Source organism: Rhizobium sp. KNZ14-9A (assembly GCF_056755015.1).
The window spans coordinates 2,318,735-2,341,049 of the sequence record NZ_JBPGXB010000002.1 but is presented as its reverse complement, the minus strand read 5'-3'; the positions used below and the strand labels follow the sequence as shown (position 1 = coordinate 2,341,049).

The window sequence follows — 22,315 nt, the reverse complement described above, 5'->3', positions numbered from 1 at the left end:
AGAGCCTTTCCATTTTTCTTCGAAATATGGAAAGGCTCCGTCTCTTTCTCTTCACGCAATTCCGGACGCAAAACCGCTGCGCACTTTTGCTGGAATTGCTTCAGCGCCGCCCGCGCGGTGGCCTCGTTCCGATCTTTTTGCGAGCGCGGCTTGCGTCGCGTCGCCCCGCCTTGTGGAAGGAGCGCACAGCCGTCGGCATCTTGCGTCCCTCGCTCAGCATCTCGAAGCGCAGGGCGCCCGCAAGCGGGATCGCCTCTGCCAACCGCACAGTCACATCGTCGCCGAGACGATAGCCAAGACCTGTCTTTTCACCCGATAGCGCCTGATGCGCCTCGTCATAGATGAAGTAGTCGGTGCCGAGCGTAGATATAGGGATGAAACCATCAGCGCCATAGTCCGGCAGCATGATAAACAGACCGGATTTGGTGACGCCAGAAACGCGCCCCTCGAATTCCTGGCCGATGCGGCCGGCAAGATGATGGGCGATGAGCCGATCGACCGTCTCGCGTTCGGCCGCCATGGCGCGGCGCTCGAAGGTGGAGATTTCGGCGGAGATGTCGTCGAGTGTCGCTTCCTCGTCCGGTGTGATGCCGCCCTCGCCGAAGCCGAGCGAGCCGACGAGCGCACGATGCACGATCAGGTCGGCATAACGGCGGATCGGCGAGGTGAAGTGCGCATACTTCATCAGGTTCAGGCCGAAATGGCCGATATTCTCAGGGCTGTAGATCGCCTGGCTCTGCGAGCGCAGTACCATCTCGTTGACCATCGTCTGGTGCGGCGTGTTGTCAGCCTTGGCGAGGATGCCGTTGAAGCTGTTGGCGCGCATATTGCCGCCTTTGGCTAGCGAGATGCCGAGGGTAGCGAGGAACTCGCGCAGCACCTCCTGCTTGGCAAGCGTTGGCGTATCGTGGATACGGTAAATCAGCGGCTGGCGCTTTTTTTCCAATGTCTCGGCAGCGCAGACGTTCGCCTGGATCATCATTTCTTCGATCAGCTTGTGGGCATCGAGGCGGGGCGGCACGAAGACCCGGTCGACGGTGCCGTCAGGCTTCAGCAGGATCTTGCGCTCGGGCATGTCGAGTTCGAGCGGCTGGCGCCGGTCGCGGCCGCGCTTCATCGTCTCGTAAGCCTGCCACAGCGGCTTCAAGATTGGCTCCAGCATCGGCCCGGTCTTGTCGTCAGGCTTGCCATCGATCGCCGCCTGCGCCTGCTGATAGGACAGCTTGGCAGCACTCTTCATCATGATGCGATGGAAGGTATGCCCGATCTTGCGGCCGTCCTTCGAGAAGACCATGCGCACCGCAAGGGCAGGGCGGTCGACGCCTTCTTTCAGCGAGCAGAGATCGTTGGAGATGCGCTCCGGCAACATCGGCACGACACGATCGGGAAAGTAGACCGAGTTGCCGCGCTTCAGCGCTTCACGGTCGAGCGGCGAATTCGGCCGCACATACCAGGAGACATCGGCAATGGCGACGGTGACGATAACGCCGCCGGCATTGTCTTCCGATGGATCATCCTCGGCATAGACCGCGTCGTCATGGTCCTTGGCATCGGCAGGGTCGATGGTGATCAGTGGCAGGTCGCGCCAGTCCTCCCGATGCGACATCGTGGCAGGCTTGGCGTCATCCGCCTCTGCGACGGCGGCCGGCGGGAAGACATGCGGAATGCCATGGGCGTGGATGGCGATCATCGAGATCGCCTTTTCCGACGCGACGGAGCCGATGACCGAAAGCACCTTGGCACGAGCCAGGCCAAACCGGCCGAGGCGGGCAATTTCCACCTCGACGAGATCGCCGTCCTTGGCGTCGCCCTTGTATTCAGGGTCGATCACCATTTCCTCACCGCGCCGCTCGATCGGCAGCAGGCGTCCGGCCCCCCCGGGGGCATCCTTGAAGACGCCCATGCTGGCGCCGCGCCGCTTGTCGATCACCTTGATGATGCGGGCCGTATAGGCGGGGCCACCTCGATCGACGGCCGGGAAGATCTTGGCGAGGATGCGGTCGCCGAGGCCAGCAACGGGCGACTTGCCCTTGCCCTGACGGCCAGCAGGCGATTGCTGGCGGATGGCGACAGCGGGTGCTACGCCCTGATCCTCGGGCCACTCGGCCGGGCGGCCGATCAGCTCACCATCCTTGTCGCGGGTGGTGATGTCGAGCACGGTGACGGGCGGCAGCGCACCGGGCCGGATCAGCGACTTGCGGGTCTTCTGCAGCATGCCTTCCTGCTCCAGCTCCTGCAGCAGGTGCTTGAGCTCGACACGGTTATCGCCCTTCAGCCCAAAGGCCTTCGCGAGCTCGCGCTTGGAGGCTTTCTGTGGATGATCGGCGATGAAACGCAGGATGACTTCGCGCGACGGCAGGGCGCCGTGAACGATATTCAACGGCTCAGGCGCAGGTTCCCTGCTCGCGCGTCCGAATTTTCCCGGGCGCTTGCCCATGGCTCTCGTAGTCTCGCGCGGTTCTTTCACCACTCTCAGCTCTTTTTCGTTTTCGCCGGCGCTTTTGCCTTGGTTGCCTTCGGCTTTGCGGCGGTCTTCGTCGTCTTGGCTTCAGCGGCCGCAGCCTTCGGCTTCGCCGCCGACTTGGCCTTGGTCTTGCCGGCGGGAGCCTTGCCTGCCTTTTCTGCAATCAGCGCCAGCGCCTCTTCGACGGTGATGGCCTGCGGATCCTTGCCCTTCGGCAGCGTCGCGTTGACCTTGCCCCAGTTGACATAGGGGCCGTAGCGGCCGTCGCGAACGGTGATCGCACCACCGTCAGGATGAGCGCCGAGTTCCTTCAGGGCTGCCGGCGTCCCGCGGTTGCCCCCCGGCGCCTTGGCCTGCTTTTCGGCAATCAGCGTCACGGCGCGGTTGAGACCGACCGAGAAGACGTCCTCGATGCTTTCCAGGTTGGCATAGGTACCGTCATGCAGCAGGAACGGCCCGTAGCGACCAAGCCCGGAAGAGATCATCTTGCCGGATTCTGGATGTTTGCCGATGTCGCGCGGAAGCGAAATCAGCGCCATCGCCTTTTCGTAGTCGATATCTTCGGGCTTCCAGCCCTTCGGTAGCGAGGAGCGCTTGGCATCCTTGCCGTCGCCGCGCTGGATATAGGGTCCGAAACGACCCGAACGCAGCGTCAGTTCCTCGCCTGTGGTCGGGTCGATGCCGAGGTTCTTCGGCTCGTTCAGTGCAGCGCCTTCAGCCTCGCCGCCGTTTTCGGAGGAGAGCTGGCGGGTATAGTTGCACTCCGGATAATTGGAGCAGCCGACGAAGGCACCGTACTTACCGAGCTTCAGCGACAGGTTGCCGGTGCCGCAGACCTGGCAGATGCGCGGATCGCTGCCGTCTTCGCGCTTCGGGAAGACCAGCGGCGCCAGGGCTTCGTTCAGTGAGTCCAGAACGTTGGTGACGCGCAGTTCCTTGGTGTCTTCGATCTGCGAGAAGAAATCCTTCCAGAAGTCACGAAGAACCTGCTTCCAGTTCAGTTCGCCGGCGGAGATCCGGTCGAGCTTCTCTTCGAGATCGGCCGTGAAATCATATTCGACATACTTGGTGAAGAAGCTTTCGAGGAAGGCGGTAACGAGACGCCCCTTCGCCTGCGGGATCAGCTTGCGCTTGTCGATCGTCACATAGTCACGATCGCGCAAGGTAGCGAGCGTCGCGGCATAGGTCGACGGACGGCCGATGCCGAGCTCTTCCATTTTCTTGATGAGCGAGGCTTCGGAATAACGCGGCGGCGGCTCGGTAAAGTGCTGAGTCGAGTTGATCTTCTGCTTGGCGAGGTTCTCGCGCGCATTGATCTCCGGCAGGCGGCCATCCTCGTCATCAGCGTCGTCGCTCTGCTCGCCATCCTCCTTCTGATCGGTATAGGCGGCGATGAAGCCGTCGAAGCGGATGACGGAACCGACGGCGCGCAGGCCAGCCTTCTGGCCGTTGTTGTCGGCAATGATTTCAGCCGTCGTACGTTCGATTTCGGCCGATGCCATCTGGCTGGCGATACCGCGCTTCCAGACCAGATCGTAGAGACGGATCTGGTCGGCATCCAGGAACTTGCGGACGCGATCCGGTGAGCGGTTGAAATCGGTCGGGCGGATCGCTTCGTGTGCTTCCTGGGCGTTCTTCGCCTTGGTCGAGTAGAAACGTGCCTTTTCCGGCAGGTAGCGTTCACCGAACTGTTCGCCGATGGCGCTTCGCGCCGCATCGATCGCTTCCGGCGCCATCTGCACGCCGTCCGTACGCATATAGGTGATCAGACCGACGGTCTCGCCGCCAATGTCGACGCCCTCGTAAAGCTTCTGCGCGATCTGCATAGTGCGCGAGGCCGAGAAGCCGAGTTTGGAGGAGGCGGCCTGCTGCAGCGTGGAAGTGGTAAAGGGCGGTGCCGGGTTGCGCTTGACCGGTTTTGCCTCGACGCTTTCGACGACATAGCTGGCACCTTCCAGCAGCGCCTTCAGCTTGCCGGCTTCTTCGCCGTTGCCGATCGAGCGCGGCTGCAGCCGCTTGCCATTGGCGGCAACCAGTCTTGCCTCGAACTCGTCGCCGCGCGGCGTTTTCAAGAGCGCCGAGAGGTTCCAGTATTCCTCGGAAATGAAGCGCTCGATCTCGGATTCTCGATCGCAGACGAGGCGCAGCGCAACCGACTGCACGCGGCCGGCGGAACGCGCGCCGGGCAGCTTGCGCCAGAGAACCGGCGAGAGGTTGAAGCCGACGAGGTAATCGAGCGCGCGGCGTGCCAGATAGGCATCGACCAGCGGGACGTCGATGTCGCGCGGATCGGCCATCGCATCGAGCACGGCCTTCTTGGTGATCGCGTTGAAGACGACGCGCTTGACCGGCTTGCCGTTGATCACGCGCTTCTTGTTCAGAAGGTCGAGAACATGCCAGGAGATCGCTTCGCCTTCGCGATCCGGGTCGGTCGCCAGGAACAGGGCATCGGAGGATTTCACCGCGTCGGCAATATCCTTCATGCGCTTGGCGGACGCGCTGTCCACCTCCCAAAGCATCTCGAAATCCTGATCCGGAAGAACTGATCCATCCTTGGCAGGCAGATCGCGCACATGGCCGAAAGAGGCGAGCACCTTGTATCCTGGACCCAGATACTTATTGATCGTCTTGGCCTTGGCAGGCGATTCCACCACTACAACATTCATGATGATTCTCTAAAAAAGATGCCGATCCGGCGGAGAGGCAGGCGTAACATGCACTGCAACATGAATACCGGCCCCCCGACATGGACAGGGAATTCGCTCTGGTCAAGAGGTTTGCTTCAATTTTACCTCTTTGCCGCGTATCGCAACCATTACGAGATTCTGAACCTATTGCAATTCAGGATGATTGCGCTATCGTTTTTGAAGTGTGGTTCGGGCTCCTGGTAAAGCAGCGCTCTCCGATTTCATAGAGAAAATTATGGCGCCCAAGGCTGCAGAAAAAGACGCCGATCGCTTGGCATCGCTTGAAAACATTGCTTTCATCCGGCAAATGCTCGCAGAATTGCGCCAGGTGGCAGAACGCGAAAATGCGGAGATGCTCTGTTATCTCATCGAAATGGCCTGTGTCGAAGCCGGAGACCTGCAGTCACGCATCGATAGCGGTTCAGTCGGCCATGGAAATTGAAACCAGCCCGCCGACATGGCGATGGAGCCGCCCGGCCATATCCAGTTCCAGAAGAACGAGATAGACGGCGGAAGCCGAAAGACCGGTATGACGGATGATGTCGTCGACCTCCGTCGGCGTCGGACCGAGCGCATCGATGACGAGCGTGCGATCCGTTTCGTCGGGCGGAAGCGACATCCTGCTGCCTTCGCGCTTCGGTTCTTCGGCTGACGGCAGCGAGAAGAGATCGGGCTGAGAGAGCGGCGCCAGCGCTTCCACGACATCCTCGGGCGAAGTGACGATCATCGCCCCGTCCTTCAGAAGGCCGTTCGTGCCGTGGCAGCGCGGATCGAGCGGCGAACCCGGCACGGCAAAGACCAGCCGCCCGAATTCGCCGGCCATCCGCGCCGTGATCAGCGAACCGGAGCGAACTGCTGCCTCCACGACCGCAACGCCGAGCGAGATGCCGGCAATCAGCCGATTACGGCGGGGGAAATCACGCGCACGCGGCTCCCAGCCGAAAGGCATCTCGCTGACGGCAAGCCCGTTGCCATTCCATATCTCCTCCAGCAGTCCGACATTCTCAGGCGGGTAGGGCTGGTCCAGCCCTCCGGCCATTGCGGCAATGGTGCCGGTAACGAGACTCGCCCGATGGGCGGCCGTGTCGACACCGCGGGCAAGGCCGGAGACGACCGCATAGCCGGCCCGGCCACACTCTCTGGCGATCATCGCCGCGAATTTCGCGCCGCTGATGGAAGCATTGCGCGAACCGACGATGCCGACCGCCGGCCTGTTTAGCACGGAAAGATCGCCCTTGACCGCGAGCAGTGGCGGCGCACCGTCGATCTGGCGCAGCGCCTGCGGATAATCAGGCTCGCCGATGCCGACAAAGCGGGCGCCGAAGCGCTGCGCCGCCTCGAGTTCGCGGTATGCTTCGGCTTCGGTGGCGATGCGGATCGAACGTGTCGCGCCGCCGCGCGCCGATAGTTCCGGCAGCATGGAGAGAGCGGCTTCCGCCGAACCGAAATGATTGATGAGATCGCGAAAGGTCGCAGGGCCGACATTGTCGGAGCGGATCAGCCTCAGCCAGGCGATCCTCTGTCTCTCCGTCAGCGCAATTCCTTTTGGCTTTGCGCTGAGCGCGTCCATTACCCCTTAGCCCCGATCTTGCTTTCCGTCCCGCTGATCAGGCGGGAGATATTGGCCTTGTGTTTCCCGTAGGAGATGACGCTCATGATCGCCATGATTGCCGCAACCTTTTCGTCGCCCAATATCCACAATGCAACCGGAATGACAAGCATCGCAACAAGCGCTGAAAGCGAGGAATAGCGGCTGACGAAGGCAACCCCAAGCCAGACGGCTGCAAAGAGCAGAACCATTGATGGCGCGACGCCGAGCAGCGTGCCGATATAGGTGGCAACACCCTTGCCGCCCTTGAAACCGATCCAGACGGGGAACAGGTGGCCAATGAAGGCAAAGAAACCGGCGATGATGCCCGCTTCCTCACCTGCGAAATAAGCCATGATCCAGGCGGCCGCGGCGGCTTTCAGCGCATCGAGCAGAAGCGTAGCGGCCGCGAGCTTCTTGTTGCCGGTACGCAGAACGTTGGTCGCTCCGATATTGCCGGAGCCGATGCTGCGCACATCACCAAGGCCGGCGGCGCGCGTGAGGATGAGACCGAACGGGATGGAGCCGAGCAGGTAGCCAACGACGACGGCGGCAAGCGCCAGAGGCAGGGTAATCTGCCAGGTGACAAGATCAGATATCATTTTTGTTCCCCAAGTCTTTTGCCGAGAGGATGCCCGGAAGGGCAGGGCAGCCCTCAGTCCTGTAATGCGTGAACCAGCGTGCCCCCGACATAGGTCGCAACGGCTCGCCCGCTGAAGCGCGCATCCTCGAACGGTGTGTTCTTCGAGCGGGAGAGAAGCATGTCCTTGGAGACAAGCCAAGGTTCTTCGAGATCGATCAGCGCGATATCGGCCTTGGCGCCGGGCTTCAGCGTGCCGGCATCGAGGCCAAAGATCTGCGCCGGCCGCGTCGACATCGCATCGATCAGCCGCAACAGGCTGACCTGCTCGCTGTGATAAAGCCGTAGCGCTGCCGCGAGCATCGTCTCCAGTCCGACGGCGCCATCTTCGGCCTCGCCGAAGGGCAGGCGCTTGGTATCGACATCCTGCGGGTCATGCGAGGAGACGATGATATCGATCGCGCCTTTTGCCAGCGCATCCACCATTGCAACCCGGTCGTCTTCGGAGCGCAGCGGTGGATAGAGTTTGAAGAAGGTGCGATATTCGCCGATGTCATTCTCGTTCAGCGCCAGATTGTTGATCGAGACACCGCAGGTGACCTTCACGCCACGCGCGCGGGCAAGCTCGATCGCCTCGACCAACTCAGGCACGGAGATCATCGCCGCATGGTAGTTGCCGCGCGTCAGCTGCGCGATGCGCAGGTCACGCTCGAGCGGTATCAGTTCCGCTTCCTTCGGAATGCCGGAGAGGCCGAGCCAGCTTGCAAGCAGGCCTTCATGCATGACGCCATTGGCGCCAAGATATTTGTCGCGCGTGGCGCAGGAAAGGACGGCGCCGAATTCGCGTGCATAGGTCATCACCCGACGCAGCACCTGTGTATCGGAGATGCTGGAATGCGCGTCGGTGAAAGCGACGGCGCCTGCCTGCATCAGGAGGCCGATTTCAGTCATCTCCTCACCAGCGAGCCCCTTGGTAATGGCTGCTGCCGGGTAGACGTTGATGACGGCCGTATCCCGTGCCGTCTTCTTGACGAACTCGACGAGCGCGATGTCGTCGATGACGGGATGCGTATCCGGCATCATGATGATGGAGGTCACACCGCCCGCTGCCGCGGCCCGGCTTGCCGAAGCGATTGTCTCGCGGTGCTCGCCGCCCGGTTCGCCGATATGGACGCGCGCATCGACGAGGCCCGGCGTCGCGACGAGGCCAGTGCAATCGCGCACGGTAGCACCTTCGGGCGCGCCCTGGTTCTGCGCATCTTCACCGGCCGCGACGATGAGACCATCCTTGACGATGATCGTGCCAACCTCATCAAGATTACGGGAAGGGTCGATGATGCGGACGTTCTTGAGGACGAGATTGCTCATGCGCCCACTCCATCAGTGCGGGGACCCTGGTTCTGGGAAACGAGCAGTACCTCCATGACGGCCATGCGCACTGCGACCCCCATTTCCACTTGTTCGGCGATCACGCTCTGCGGGCCATCGGCGACTTCGGAGGCGATCTCCACGCCGCGATTCATCGGACCCGGATGCATGACGAGCGCATCCTCCTTCGCCGCCTTCAGCGTTTCCGCGTCGAGGCCGTAGAAGTGGTAATATTCGCGCACCGACGGCACGAAGGCGCCGGACATGCGCTCGCGCTGTAGCCGCAGCATCATCACCACGTCGGCGTCCTTCAGCCCTTCCTTCATCGAATGGAAGACCTCGACGCCCATCTCGGCAATGCCGGCCGGCAGCAGCGTAGCGGGAGCGACGACCCGCACCCGCGCGCCCATGGCGTTCAGAAGAAGAATGTTGGAGCGCGCCACCCGCGAATGTAAGACGTCGCCGCAGATTGCGACGATGATGCGCGACAGCCGGCCCTTGGCACGGCGGATCGTTAGCGCGTCGAGCAGCGCCTGCGTCGGGTGCTCATGCTGGCCGTCGCCGGCATTGACGACGGAGCAGGAGACTTTCTGGGCGAGAAGTGCCGCGGCACCAGCGCTGGAGTGACGGATGATCAAGACGTCAGGCCGCATCGCGTTCAGCGTCATAGCGGTGTCGATCAGCGTCTCGCCCTTCTTCACCGAGGAATTGCCGACCGACATATTCATCACGTCGGCGCCGAGACGCTTGCCGGCAAGTTCGAAGGAGGCTTGCGTCCTTGTCGATGCCTCGAAGAAGAGGTTGATCTGCGTCAGCCCCCGAAGGGTCGACGTCTTCTTCTCTCTCTGTCGGCTGATCTTGACGGCTTCGTCAGCCTTGTCGAGAAGATAGGTAATATCCTGCTCGGTGAGGCCCTTGATGCCAATGAGGTGGCGGTGGGGGAAAAAGACCATGACCCTGCCTCTTATTATCTTCGCGGGGTCTATAAAGAGTGCCGGGGGAAGGGGCAAGCTTGTGCTGTACGCAAATCCCATGTTCCCCATGCATTTTCCGTCGAATCCCGCTAGAGCAGAAATCTGCGAATCACGAACTTCCGGTTTCCTTTTGCCGGGCTCATGAAATAGAAGCGAACTATGACCTCCGCAAACCGGACTGAAGACAAACTCGCCGAACTCAACCAGCCGAGCCTCTGGTCGGGAATCAATGCCTACCGATCCGATCCGCTGATCGTCGATCTGACTGCCACACTGCCGCGCAGCATCCGTGAAGACCTTGAAAACATGGGCCGCTTCGTCACCTCGCCGGAAGCGCAGGAACTGGCGCGTATGGCAAACCAGGGCACGCCGCAGCTGCGCACCCATGGCCCGCGCGGCGAACGTCTTGATATCGTCGAATTCCATCCCGCCTGGCATGCGCTGATGCGCCGTTCGATGGCGTCCGGCCTGCATTCCTCCGTCTGGGATCCGCAGGCCGATACGGAGGCCAAGGATCAGGCCCACCATATTCGCGCAGCCCGCTTCTATCTGACGGCGCAGCTGGAATCCGGCCATCTTTGCCCGTTGACGATGACAAGCGCGTCCGTTGCCGCTCTCTCGGCCTCACCGGCCGTGCAGAAGGACTGGGCACCGAAGATCCTGTCGCGCAAATATGACTCGTCCAATCGTCCGGCCATGCAGAAATCGGCCGTGACGATCGGCATGGGCATGACGGAAAAACAGGGCGGCACCGACGTCCGCGCCAACAAGACCACTGCCGAAAAGGTCAGCGAAGGCATTTACCGGCTGTCCGGCCACAAGTGGTTCATGTCCGCGCCGATGAGCGACGCCTTCATCATGCTGGCACAGACCAAGGACGGCATGGGCTGCTTCCTGGTGCCGCGTCTGCTCGAGGATGGTTCTGCCAATGGCCTGCAGTTCCAGCGCTTGAAGGATAAGATCGGCAACCGCTCCAATGCTTCTTCCGAAGTGGAGTTCACCGATACGTTCGGCTTCCTGCTCGGCGGTCCCGATGCCGGCATCCGCACCATCCTCGATATGGTGACGCTGACGCGGCTCGATTGCGCGCTTGCCTCTTCGGGCATCATGCGCGCATCGCTCGCCGAGGCCGTGCACCACACCCGCGGCCGCAGCGTTTTCGGCAAGATGCTGGTCAACCAGCCGATCATGACGCGCGTGCTCGCCGACATGGCGCTCGATGTGGCAGCCGCCACGGCTCTTTCCTTCCGCCTGGCCGATGCCTTCGACAAGGCGCGCGGCAATGCGGAAGATGCCGCCTATGCCCGCGTCATGACGCCGGTCGCCAAATACTGGTGCTGCAAGATCGCCCCGTCTCTGATCTATGAGGCGATGGAATGCATCGGCGGCAGCGGCTACATCGAAGAACGCCCGATCGCCCGCCATTATCGCGAGGCGCCGGTCAATGCGATCTGGGAAGGTTCGGGCAACGTCATGGCGCTCGATGTGCTGCGCGTACTGAACCGCGGCAAGGATCTGTTCGAGACAGTATTTGCAGGCTTTGCGCGCGATCTCGGGCCGGCCGGCAAGAAGACGATCGACGTGCTGCGCGCCGCGATCGCGCTCTGCGAACAGGACGAGGGCGCTGCCCGCTTGCTCGTCGAGCAGCTGGCGCTCGTTGCCGGCGCCGCCGAGCTTTACCGGCTCGGGGCAGGGCGCATTGCCGATGCCTTCATCGAGACCCGTCTTGCAGGCGGCTGGCGCTCGACCTACGGCATGCTCGATTCCCGCTTCGATGCGAGCTACATCGTCGATCTGCTCTATCCGCCGGCAGCGTAAATGCTGCCATTTCGCGACGCGCGGCAAGACGAACTCGGTGAGGTCTACGCCATCTCGCTTGCGACTGGTGACAGTGGGCAGGATGCGAGCCATCTGTACCGCGATATCAGGCTGATCGGTCACATTTATTCCACCTCTATCTGGTGCTGAGTCCCGAAGAAGACCGTTCTCGTGTCGGACAAGCATGGCATGAACCGCCTGCCACGCCTTCAGGGGCAGGGCGACTGCATTGCGCTTTCGGATGAGCAGGTGTCGCAGGCTCGCAAGGCGGCCATCAGCGACATTCATCTCGGCGTCAATGCGGGCAAATCAGGGCGGGGCTGCGCTTTTGATCCTCGCGCGGCTCTACGCGTCTTGTGCCGCAGCTTGTTTCGTCTTCGGAAACCACCATCTGGTTCGCTGAACACTCTAATCCTGAACTTTTTCTGGCCGGCTGATACTGGGCTCGGCCACTCTACGGCACAAAAAAATCCAGCCGCGTCGCCGCAGCCGGATCATATCACTTATCGCCGAAAATCAGCTTTCAGAAGAAGCCGCGGCGCTGCCACCAGCCAGCCTTCTTCGGCTTGCCTTCGCCCTCAGCTTCCGCGCTTTCGGTGCGGGTCGAGGTGACGGTCGGCTCAGAAGACGAGATGTTCGATCCGCGGTTGGCGCGAACCGGCTTTGCCTCTTCCTGCGCCGGTGTTGCGAGATCCGCAGACGCTTCCATCACTTCCGACTCGGCCTGGGCCGCGGTCTCAGCGATAGGCGCTTCGATCACGGGCTCCTCGACCGGCGAGGGTGCGGCAGCTGCCTTGCGGCGGCCACGGCCGCGTGCCGGCTTGACCTCTTCGGCAACACTTTCGCCAGCTTCGACAGCAGCCATTGCCGGCTGAGCTTCAACCGTTTCGGCTGCGACGACTTCGATCACTTCCGCTGCGGTCTCGTCGGCTCCACTATCGTCGCCCTCGTCAGCCTCGTCACCTTCGGAAGCGGCGTTGACTTCAGCACCTTCTTCACCGCGGTTGCGGCGGCCACCGCGCTTGCCGCGACGGCGGCGCTTGCGGCGCTGCGAATCCTCGCCGTCGGCGTGGGTTTCGGCTGGAGCTTCGCTGGCGTCACTATCGCCCTCGCTGCCGTCGTCCTCGCCCTCATCACTATCGTCAGCCGCGTCAGAGACAGTATCGGCACCAACCTGCTGCTCGGCATTGCCATTGCGGCCGCGACGGCGGCGACGGCGCTTGCGCTTGCGTCCACCTTCGCCTTCAGCCTCTGCGCGAGCAGCCGGGCGTTCGGCAGCAACAGGCTTTTCTTCCAGTTCTTCGTCTTCCTCCTCGTCATGCTCGATGACGATATCGTCGTCATCGTCATCGGGGATGGCTGCGAAATTGAAGAGACTTTCGATCTTGACCGGGTTTTCAACCGGCTCGCCACGATCGATCGCGAAGTGCTGCGCACCAACCGAGCCATCCGCATCGATGATGATCGCCACACCGAAGCGGCTTTCATAATCGACGATCGTCTGACGCTTATGGTTGAGCAGGTAGAGCGCGATATCTGGCGTCGTGCGCACGGTGATGTTGTGCGTGGTGTTCTTGAGCAGATATTCCTCGACGCCGCGCAGCACATGCAGGGCGACGGAGGACTGTGAACGGACATGGCCGGTGCCGCCGCAATGCGAGCAGACCTGCGTCGTCGATTCGAGAACGGAAGCGCGGATGCGCTGGCGCGACATTTCCAGAAGGCCGAAATGCGAGATGCGGCCGACCTGGATGCGGGCGCGGTCGTTCTTCAGGCATTCCTTCAGCTTCTTCTCGACAGCGCGGTTGTTGCGCTTTTCTTCCATGTCGATGAAGTCGATGACGATCAGGCCGGCAAGGTCGCGCAGGCGAAGCTGACGGGCGATTTCTTCCGCCGCTTCGAGGTTCGTCTGAAGGGCCGTGTCCTCGATCGAGTGTTCGCGGGTCGAACGGCCGGAGTTGACGTCGATCGAAACCAGCGCTTCCGTCTGGTTCATGATCAGATAGCCGCCGGACTTCAGCGTTACCTGCGGCTGCAGCATGCGATCGAGCTGTGCTTCGATGCCGGAGCGCGAGAAGATCGGGTGGATATCGCGGTAGGGCTGAACCACCTTGGCGTGGCTCGGCATCAGCATCTTCATGAAGTCTTTTGCTTCACGATAGCCTTCTTCGCCGGCAACGATGATCTCGCTGATATCCTTGTTGTAGAGGTCGCGGATAGAGCGCTTGATGAGCGAGCCTTCCTCGTAGACGAGGCAGGGAGCGGTAGAAGCGAGCGTCAGCGTGCGGACGTTCTCCCACAGGCGCATCAGATATTCAAAGTCGCGCTTGACCTCGACCTTGGTGCGGTTCGCACCGGCCGTACGCAGGATCACGCCCATACCCTGCGGCACTTCGAGCATGCGGGCGATTTCCTTCAGCCGCTTGCGGTCCTGGGGGTTGGTGATCTTGCGGGAAATACCGCCGCCGCGCGCCGTGTTCGGCATCAGAACCGAGTAGCGACCTGCGAGCGAAAGATAGGTGGTGAGAGCAGCACCCTTGTTGCCACGCTCTTCCTTGGCGACCTGCACCAGCAGGATCTGGCGGCGCTTGATGACTTCCTGGATGCGGTACTGCTTGCGCGGCTTGCGCTGCACGCGGTCCGGAACCTCTTCCATCGCGTCTTCGGCGCCAACGGATTCAATGATTTCCTCTTCGCCGTGGTCGTCGTCATCGTCGTCATCATCCTGACGGCGCTTGGAAACGTCCTCGGAAATGGAGTCGGTTTCGACCATCGCGGCCATTTCGCCGCCGGTCGAGCCTTCATCGTCGTTGTCCGCGACGGATGCTGCGGTCTCTTCCGCGACAGGCTCGACTACCTTCTTGCGGCTACGGCGTGCGCGCGGCTTCTTTGCCGGCGTTTCCTCGGCAACTGAGGCAGCCTCTGCAGCGATGACTACCTCTTCCGCCGGTGCCGCTTCTACAGCGGGGGCGACATCAGTCTCGACCGGAACGATGCCGATATCCGGCTGGTCCTGTGTCGAAAGATCGACGAGAGGCGCCGTCTCGACATGCTCGACATCCTCGTCGCGGCGATGCTCCTCGGCTTCGGCGCGAAGCAGGGCCTGACGGTCGGCAAGCGGGATCTGGTAATAGTCGGGATGGATTTCGGCAAAGGCCAGGAAGCCGTGCCTGTTGCCGCCGTAATCGACGAAAGCGGCCTGCAGCGAGGGCTCGACCCTCGTTACTTTTGCAAGATAGATGTTGCCGCGGATCTGCTTCTTGTGCTGCGACTCGAAGTCAAATTCTTCTATGCGGTTCCCGCGAACGACAACGACGCGCGTCTCTTCCTCGTGAGACGCATCGATAAGCATTTTGTCTGCCATGTAAGCTGAGCTCCTCGGCGAGGCCGCGAGAGCGCATTCCCGACTGCTGTTGACACAGAAAGAATGCGGTCCGCCGTGGCCGCGCCGGATAATGAAAGTCGCGATTGGTGCGAGGGAGAAGGCAGCAGCCAGACCGCAGCCGGAACCATTTCGTTCCGGGGCCTGTACACTTCAGATAAAACCTGCTGCGAAACCATCAACAACCAAGCGTGATCGACAATGACGAAGACCCGTTTCGGGTCCGATGAGTTTGCTCCCTGAGAGCGTGGTGGCTGATCCACCAATGAAATCCCAGCATAAAGCCGGAAAATCAGGATCCAGTTCTCGGGTGGAAATGCACTAGACGGCGGACGATTACCGGTTGTAGCGCCAGATCCGGGGGTCGGCTGGCTGCCTCGCGGCGACTCTATCCCGTCAACACTTCTACCCTAAAATTCGTTGTATGTTTTCTCTGTCACAATAGCAAGGGAAAAGCCAAATGTGCCATAATATTGATGGATTTCGTATCGCATAAACTTCTCGGGGATAAGCGATCTCGATTCGAGGGTCAGTGCGTGTGCGCTCGCCTCTAGCGGGCGACCGCGGAGGCGATGTAGGGTCCATCGCAGAAATAAATAGGGTGTGGCGGGCTATTGTTTAAGAGGTTTCGGATCGCGGCGGAGTTGTCCGCAGGGCGAAAACTGGGTTTTGCGGCGTGGCTTTTCGCCTTCGCAGCGCTTTGCGCGGTTCCGGGCAGCGCAGCCGGTGCAAAGAATCCCTTGTTGGCTTACGGAGCGCGTATCGTCGGCGACGACGCCAGAACCCGTATCGTCATCGATTTCGACCGTGAGCCTCGTTTTTCCGTCCACTACATCGCCAATCCCGAGCGCATCGTCGTCGACCTGCCGGCAACCGCTTTCGGCTTTCCGGCCAAAGACCTTGAGGCGCGGGGCCTCTTCAAGGACATCCGTTATGGCGCCATGGATGAAGGAAGCGCCCGCATCGTATTGACGGCGGCGCGCCCGGTCCATCTCGCCCTTGCCAAGGTGCAGACGGATGAGAGCGGAAATGGCCACCGGCTCGTGCTCGATGCCGAGATGATCGACAAGCAGAAGTTCGCCGAACTGGTGAAGACCCAGTCCTGGAACGACCAGGCCGATGCGGCTGAGACGACGAGTGCCATTCCCCAGCCGGAAAAGACAGCGCCTGGAGATTTCGTCATTGCTGTCGATGCCGGCCACGGCGGTATCGACACGGGCGCGATCGGCGTCGATACGAAGACCGAGGAAAAGCTGGTGACGCTCGCCTTCGCCAAGGCGCTGGCCGATCGCCTGAACAAGGAGCCGGGCATCAAGGCCTTCCTGACGCGCGACGATGACGAATTCCTGTCACTCTCGCAGCGTGTGCTGATCGCCCGGCAGAACCATGCGGGCCTCTTCATTTCCCTGCATGCCGATACGCTGAAGCAGAAAGATATTCGCGGCGCGACGGTCTACACGATTTCCGACAAGGCCTCGGACAAGCTCGCCGCCGATCTCGCCGAACGCGAAAACCTGTCGGACCAGATCGCCGGCAAGGAAACGGTCGCCGAGCCGCCTGAGGTCGCCGATATCCTTCTTGACCTGACGCGGCGCGAGACGCAGGCCTTCTCGATCTCGCTCGCCGAAAGCGTGCTTGCCTCGTTCAAGGACCAGGTCGGCACGATCAACAATCCGCACCGTCACGCGGGCTTCCGTGTGCTGCAGGCGCCGGACGTTCCGTCTATCCTGCTCGAGCTCGGCTTCCTCTCCAATGTCGAGGACGAAAAGCGTCTGCTTGACGATGCCTGGCGGTTGAAGATGGCCGATCTCCTGACCGATGCGGTGAAGCGTTACCGCACGAGCCTGATGGCAAACGGTGGCTAGTCTGGGCGTTGCCCGGAAGTGACACTCGCGCCTAAACCGGGACCTCTTGCCGACCGGGAAGGCGAAAGTGGCGGGACGGGCCCTATTTTGCTCACATTCGCGCCGTTACTCCGGTCTATATGTTTCGAACATGTAAGACGGAAATCGGCTTGTGGCGCCAACGCGCATGGAGTAAGCCGCGCAACGTGCAAAGAGACATGATCTGTGCGATTGTGGCGGCTGCGCCGATCTAATGATTAGAAATACCGGTAGCTGAAAATATGGTTAGACTTCTTGGATATTTCTTCGGGATAGCATGCGTCCTGTTCCTGGGCGCTGCGGCTGTTATTGCCGTCTATCTTGCTAATGTCGCGAAGGATCTTCCTGACTATGCGGTGCTGAACAGCTATGCGCCGCCGGTTACCACCCGCGTTCACGCCGGTAACGGTGCGCTCATGGCCGAATACGCGAAGGAAAAGCGCCTCTTCCTGCCGATCCAGGCTATCCCGGACCGCGTGAAGGCTGCTTTCCTTTCGGCCGAAGACAAGAACTTCTACAACCATCCCGGCGTCGATCTGACCGGCCTTGGCCGCGCCATCCTCGTCAACCTTCAGAATTTCGGCTCCGGCCGCCGCCCGGTCGGTGCATCGACGATCACCCAGCAGGTGGCGAAGAATTTTCTTCTGACCTCCGACCAGACGATTGACCGCAAGATCAAGGAAGCGATCCTGTCCTTCCGCATCGAGCAGGCCTACAGCAAGGACAAGATCCTCGAGCTTTATCTCAACGAGATCTTTTTCGGCCTGAACTCTTACGGTATTGGCAGTGCCTCGCTCACCTATTTCAACAAGTCGGTCACCGAGCTGACGATCGCCGAATCTGCCTATCTCGCTTCATTGCCGAAGGGGCCGGCCAACTACCATCCCTTCCGCCATCCGGATGCCGCGCTTGAACGCCGCAACTGGGTCATCGACCGCATGGTCGAGAACGGTTATGTGAGCCAGAGCGACGGCGAGGATGCCAAAAAGCAACCACTCGGCGTCACCGCCCGCACCAGCGGACCGTCCCTTTTTGCTTCCGATTATTTCGCCGAGGCTGTCCGACGCCAGCTCATCGATCAGTATGGCGAGAAGGCGCTTTATGAAGGCGGCCTTTCGGTGCGCACCTCGCTCGATCCGCAGATGCAGCTCTTTGCGCGTAAGGCGCTGCAGGATGGCCTGACCAATTACGACGAGCGTCGTGGTTTCCACGGACCGGTCAAGCAGATCAGCACGTCTGGCGACTGGGGACCGGCGCTCGCCGAAGTTCCCGCTCTCTCCGACGTGCCGGAATGGCGCCTTGCGGTCGTCCTTGCCGTGTCCAATGAGGCCGTCGATATCGGCCTCCAGCCGCCAAAGGATGGAGGCGGCAAAGTCGCAGGCGAACGCGAACGTGGTTCGATTGCAGCCAAGGATATGCAGTGGGCATTCCGCTCCGCCGCCGGCGACCGCAAGACGACGAAGTCGCCGGTCGGCGCCGTCTCGGCAGGAGATGTCGTTTACGTTGAGCGCCTCGGCGGCGACAATTCGACCTCCTATCGCCTGCGCCAGCCGCCGAAGGTACAGGGTGGTCTCGTTGCCATGGACCCGAAGACTGGTCGCGTTCTCGCCATGGTCGGCGGCTTCTCCTATGCCCAGTCGGAATTCAACCGCGCCACGCAGGCGATGCGCCAGCCGGGTTCCTCTTTCAAGCCCTTCGTTTACGCCGCCGCCATGGACAACGGCTATACGCCGGCCTCGGTCATCATGGATGCGCCGATCGAGATCGTATCGGGCGGGCAGGTCTGGAAGCCGGAAAACTACGGCGGCGAAGTCGGCGGCCCCTCGACGCTGCGCTCCGGTATCGAGAATTCGCGCAACCTGATGACGGTGCGCCTCGCCAATGACCTCGGCATGAATATCGTTGCCGAATACGCCGAACGCTTCGGCGTCTACGACAAGATGCCACCGCTGCTCGCCATGTCGCTCGGCTCGGGCGAAACGACGGTGCTGCGCATGGTTTCGGCTTATTCGGTCATCGCCAATGGCGGCAAGCAGATCAAGCCGACGCTGGTCGACCGCATCCAGGATCGTTACGGCAAGACGATCTTCAAACATGAAGAGCGTCTCTGCGAAGGCTGCAATGCCGGCGACTGGCAGAACCAGGAAGAACCCAACATCGTCGACAACCGCGAGCAGGTTCTCGATCCGATGACCTCCTACCAGATCACCTCGATGATGCAGGGCGTCATCCAGCGCGGTACGGCTGCCGGCAAGGTCGATCTCTCGGGCCGCGACGTTGCCGGCAAGACCGGTACGACCAACGATGAAAAGGACGCCTGGTTCGTCGGCTTCACGCCGGATCTGGTTGCCGGCCTTTACCTGGGCTTCGATACGCCGGCTCCGCTTGGCCGCGGCGGCACGGGTGGCGTTCTTTCGGCGCCGATCTTCAATGAATTCATGCAGGCGGCCGTCAAGGACATGCCGGAATCCAAGTTCGTGGTCCCGGCCGGAATGAACATGATCGCGATCAACCGCAAGACCGGCATGGCTGCTGTCGATGGCGAGCCGGGCACCATCATCGAAGCCTTCAAGCCAGGCACCGGCCCGGCTGACAGCTTCTCTGTCATCGGCATGGACGGCACGATGGCGCCGGAAGAAATCCTGCGCACGTCGCCGCAGGCAAACCAGGCGGTCCAGACCAACACGCCCGGCCTGTTCTGATCGAGACCGATTTCCTTTGCGCCCGCCACGGCTCTTTACATCCGTGGCGGGCGTCTCTATGTCACCAGCACTCACAGAATACCGAAGCAAAGAAGCAGGAAAATGCGAGCGGAAATCCAGAACGTAGTCGATGAAACCAAGCAGGCTATCACCCTGCTGAGGAGGCATCTTTGACTGGGACCAGGCGGTAAGACGACTGGACTGGTTGAATAACAAGGCAGAGGACCCCAACCTCTGGAACGATGCGCAGGAAGCTCAGAAGCTAATGCGCGAGCGCCAGCAGCTCGATGACGGCATCAATGGCGTCAAGGCGCTGGAGCAGCAGCTTTCCGACAATGTCGAGCTCATCGATCTCGGGGAAGAAGAAGGCGACGAAAGCATCGTCAAGGAAGCTGAGGCCGCGCTGAAAAGCCTGCAGGCCGAGGCAGCCCGCCGACAGGTCGAAGCCATGCTGTCAGGCGAGGCCGATGGCAACGACACCTATCTGGAAGTCCATTCCGGCGCAGGCGGCACGGAAAGCCAGGACTGGGCGAACATGCTTCTGCGCATGTACACTCGCTGGGCCGAGCGTCAGCGCTTCAAGGTCGAGCTTTTGGAAGTGCATGACGGTGAAGAAGCCGGCATCAAGTCCGCAACGCTTCTCGTCAAGGGCCACAACGCCTATGGCTGGCTGAAGACCGAATCGGGCGTGCACCGTCTGGTGCGCATCTCGCCCTACGACAGCAATGCGCGCCGCCACACGTCCTTCTCGTCGATTTGGGTCTATCCCGTCGTTGATGACTCGATCCAGATTGAGATCAACGAAAGCGATTGCCGTATCGACACCTATCGTTCGTCGGGCGCGGGCGGCCAGCACGTCAACACGACAGACTCGGCCGTGCGCATCACCCATATCCCGACAGGCATCGTCGTGCAGTGCCAGCAGGAGCGTTCGCAGCACAAGAATCGCGCCAAGGCCTGGGACATGCTGCGCGCTCGCATGTACGAAGCGGAGCTGAAGAAACGCGAGGACGCCGCCAACGCCGAAGCCGCTTCCAAGACGGATATCGGCTGGGGCCACCAGATCCGCTCCTACGTTCTGCAGCCCTACCAGCTCGTCAAGGACCTGCGCACCGGCGTTGCGAGCACGGCTCCGGATGACGTGCTCGACGGCGACCTGAACGAGTTCATGGAAGCAGCACTTGCTCACCGCATCAGCGGCGCAGCCGATGCTGTTGTTGACGACGTCGACTGAGTGGGCGAAGACGGACCTGAGATAGAAAGCCCCGGAAACGGGGCTTTTTCTTTTTCAGATGTCCACTGGAATGCCTGTTCCGCGAAAGAACAAACCCGATAGTTCGGCGATCTCCTCGTGGACATCAGCACGTTCCACGCCAGCCGGATCGGTGAAGAGTTGCTCTGCAAAGGAAAACCCCAATGCCGTGCCCTCGGGCAGGAAGACATAATGCCCAAGGCCGCCCTGGAGTATCTTGAAGGTGCTTCGATCAAGCCGCGCATGCAGCCATGACGAACATTCTTCGACTGGGGCCGTGTTGTCGGCATCACCGACCAGAATGAGGGCAGGCTTATTGATGGCTCTCAGGCTCTCTTCGCTGAAGCCGCGGATAGATCGACCCGGCGCGCAGACCAGCGCGGCCTTGATCCTGTCGTCGCGATAGGATTGCGACATCCGCGACCATGAATCGCGAAATGCCGTGCTCGTGCGAAGCAGCGACGGAATATGATCGGCGAGGTCAGGAAACTCCCTCGGGCCGCGCAGGCCCCCCGGCTTCAATCTGGATTGTTCGAACTGCGAGAATTGCGCGACCGCTCCGAGAAGCAGCATCACCGTATAGGCTCCTGCTGAAAAGCCTGCAGCGAACACGCTCCTGGTATCGACATGCCCGGCAAGATCACCCTGCCAGTCTTTTCGGCGATCGAGCACGAGGCTCAGATCGGGCGCACGCTCCCAAAGGCAGGCAAAGCCCTCGGCGCGATAGGCTTCGCCGCCGGTATTGCCGTGGTGGTCGACGCCGAGCGCGATAAATCCACGATTGACCAGGCGGCGGGCGAGCCATTCCAGCCCTGCAGCCGAGCCACCAGTACCATGCGACAGCAGGACCAGCGGGTAGGGCTTCGTCGCCGGCTGAACGGGCGCATCACGGGCAACCGCGGCCCTTCGGAACCAGCTTCGTCCCGGGATTTCGGTTTCGATCGATCCCCCGGTTGCCGGATACCATAGGGACCAGCGGACAGGTCTTGGCCCGGTCTCATCCCAGTCCGGCCGCGTCTCGTCGTGGAGGACGCCTTCGCGAAAGCCGAGTTTCATGCTTAGACCCGATGAATAGCCTGCGGCGCTCAGTTGGTCGCTTTCTCCACAGTAATGTCCCCAAACTCGTCAATCAGCACCGTCCAGCCATCGGATTCGGCGGCTGGATCGGTCTTCAGATAGACCGTGGCGAAAAGGCCCGGTTCCTTGATGAGGCCGCTCGAATTTTCGGGCCGGATGTCGGTGACATAGGGCTTGAGATCGCTGATTTCCTGCAGTTCGACCGTCGAGATGATGGTGGGGCCAGCGTCTCTCTGCGCGATCTGCTGCAGAAAGACTTTGGAGGTCTTGTCCGGCTGGCGCACAGCGAAAAGCTTGTAATAGCCATGCCGCTGCTCTTGCCTGGCATCCCCCTCGCTCACATTTTGGGCGCTGACGCTTTGCGTGGTTGTCGGGGCACGCTCGACCGGCAACGAATTGCCGTCGTCTTCCCAATAGCCGGTGCTGGTCGCGAAGATGATCGAGGCCGGCAGGATATCGTCATGAACGGTCTGCGCCTCTGCGGCGATCGCCCAGCCGGAAACGAGGAGCGCCGTCATAAATGCTTGCCGCATCGCCATC

At 61.3% G+C, this 22,315-nt stretch carries 15 protein-coding genes; 6 read left to right on the top strand and 9 right to left on the bottom strand.

Going from position 1 to position 22,315, the window contains the following annotated elements; all coding sequences use genetic code 11:
• Window positions 1-100 precede the first annotated feature (100 nt).
• Window positions 101-2,470, bottom strand: a complete 2,370-nt coding sequence (gene rnr, locus ACR9ZQ_RS18350) for a ribonuclease R (protein WP_481428486.1) — start codon at window positions 2,468-2,470, stop codon at window positions 101-103.
• Window positions 2,471-2,472: 2 nt separating this feature from the next.
• A complete protein-coding gene (gene topA / locus ACR9ZQ_RS18345; protein WP_481428485.1) occupies window positions 2,473-5,130 on the bottom strand; it encodes a type I DNA topoisomerase in 2,658 nt (885 codons plus the stop codon).
• A 256-nt stretch (window positions 5,131-5,386) separates the two neighbouring features.
• On the opposite strand from topA, the gene ACR9ZQ_RS18340 reads away from it, so the two are divergent.
• Window positions 5,387-5,593 (top strand): hypothetical protein, encoded by a 207-nt coding sequence (locus ACR9ZQ_RS18340; protein WP_113323306.1) that lies wholly within the window; start codon window positions 5,387-5,389, stop codon window positions 5,591-5,593.
• Here ACR9ZQ_RS18340 and dprA read toward each other — a convergent pair.
• The 4 genes from dprA to ACR9ZQ_RS18320 are packed head-to-tail and all read right to left on the bottom strand — an operon-like array spanning window position 5,573 to window position 9,640.
• Window positions 5,573-6,721, bottom strand: a complete 1,149-nt coding sequence (gene dprA / locus ACR9ZQ_RS18335; RefSeq protein ID WP_481428484.1) for a DNA-processing protein DprA — start codon at window positions 6,719-6,721, stop codon at window positions 5,573-5,575. The two genes, ACR9ZQ_RS18340 and dprA, sit on opposite strands and share 21 nt — an antisense overlap.
• A complete protein-coding gene (plsY, locus tag ACR9ZQ_RS18330) occupies window positions 6,721-7,341 on the bottom strand; it encodes a glycerol-3-phosphate 1-O-acyltransferase PlsY (RefSeq protein WP_481428483.1) in 621 nt (206 codons plus the stop codon). Before plsY ends, dprA begins: the two co-directional genes overlap by 1 nt.
• Window positions 7,342-7,394: 53 nt before the next feature.
• Window positions 7,395-8,687 carry a dihydroorotase gene (locus ACR9ZQ_RS18325; protein WP_481428482.1) on the bottom strand — a complete coding sequence of 431 codons (1,293 nt, stop codon included), beginning with the start codon at window positions 8,685-8,687 and terminating at the stop codon, window positions 7,395-7,397.
• Entirely contained in the window at window positions 8,684-9,640 is a 957-nt protein-coding gene (locus tag ACR9ZQ_RS18320; RefSeq protein ID WP_310382984.1) for an aspartate carbamoyltransferase catalytic subunit, read from the bottom strand. The genes ACR9ZQ_RS18325 and ACR9ZQ_RS18320 overlap by 4 nt, the downstream gene beginning before the upstream one ends.
• A gap of 180 nt (window positions 9,641-9,820) precedes the next feature.
• On the opposite strand from ACR9ZQ_RS18320, the gene ACR9ZQ_RS18315 reads away from it, so the two are divergent.
• Window positions 9,821-11,479 (top strand): acyl-CoA dehydrogenase family protein, encoded by a 1,659-nt coding sequence (locus tag ACR9ZQ_RS18315; protein ID WP_310382985.1) that lies wholly within the window; start codon window positions 9,821-9,823, stop codon window positions 11,477-11,479.
• Complete coding sequence (locus ACR9ZQ_RS18310; RefSeq protein WP_481428481.1) at window positions 11,480-11,629, top strand: hypothetical protein; 150 nt, start codon at window positions 11,480-11,482, stop codon at window positions 11,627-11,629.
• A 373-nt stretch (window positions 11,630-12,002) separates the two neighbouring features.
• Here ACR9ZQ_RS18310 and ACR9ZQ_RS18305 read toward each other — a convergent pair whose 3' ends face one another.
• The gene (locus ACR9ZQ_RS18305) at window positions 12,003-14,843 is read right to left on the bottom strand and encodes an Rne/Rng family ribonuclease (protein ID WP_481428480.1); all 2,841 of its coding nucleotides are present in this window, start codon (window positions 14,841-14,843) and stop codon (window positions 12,003-12,005) included.
• A gap of 758 nt (window positions 14,844-15,601) precedes the next feature.
• On the opposite strand from ACR9ZQ_RS18305, the gene ACR9ZQ_RS18300 reads away from it, so the two are divergent.
• The 3 genes from ACR9ZQ_RS18300 to prfB all read left to right on the top strand — a co-directional run bounded on the left by ACR9ZQ_RS18300 (window position 15,602) and on the right by prfB (window position 20,680).
• Window positions 15,602-16,726, top strand: coding sequence for an N-acetylmuramoyl-L-alanine amidase (locus ACR9ZQ_RS18300; RefSeq protein WP_405049718.1), 1,125 nt, complete (start codon window positions 15,602-15,604; stop codon window positions 16,724-16,726).
• A 260-nt stretch (window positions 16,727-16,986) separates the two neighbouring features.
• Window positions 16,987-19,446 carry a penicillin-binding protein 1A gene (locus ACR9ZQ_RS18295; RefSeq protein WP_481428479.1) on the top strand — a complete coding sequence of 820 codons (2,460 nt, stop codon included), beginning with the start codon at window positions 16,987-16,989 and terminating at the stop codon, window positions 19,444-19,446.
• Window positions 19,447-19,548: 102 nt separating this feature from the next.
• A protein-coding gene (gene prfB, locus ACR9ZQ_RS18290; protein WP_162710085.1) for a peptide chain release factor 2 occupies window positions 19,549-20,680 on the top strand; the annotation gives its coding sequence in 2 pieces (ribosomal slippage) (window positions 19,549-19,617 and window positions 19,619-20,680; 1,131 coding nt in all).
• A 54-nt stretch (window positions 20,681-20,734) separates the two neighbouring features.
• Here the strand turns inward: prfB and ACR9ZQ_RS18285 are convergent.
• On the bottom strand, window positions 20,735-21,754 hold the full coding sequence (locus tag ACR9ZQ_RS18285; RefSeq protein ID WP_481428478.1) for an alpha/beta hydrolase family protein: 1,020 nt from the start codon (window positions 21,752-21,754) through the stop codon (window positions 20,735-20,737).
• Window positions 21,755-21,783: 29 nt separating this feature from the next.
• Window positions 21,784-22,314 carry a hypothetical protein gene (locus ACR9ZQ_RS18280; protein WP_481428477.1) on the bottom strand — a complete coding sequence of 177 codons (531 nt, stop codon included), beginning with the start codon at window positions 22,312-22,314 and terminating at the stop codon, window positions 21,784-21,786.
• Between the last annotated feature and the right edge of the window lies 1 nt (window position 22,315).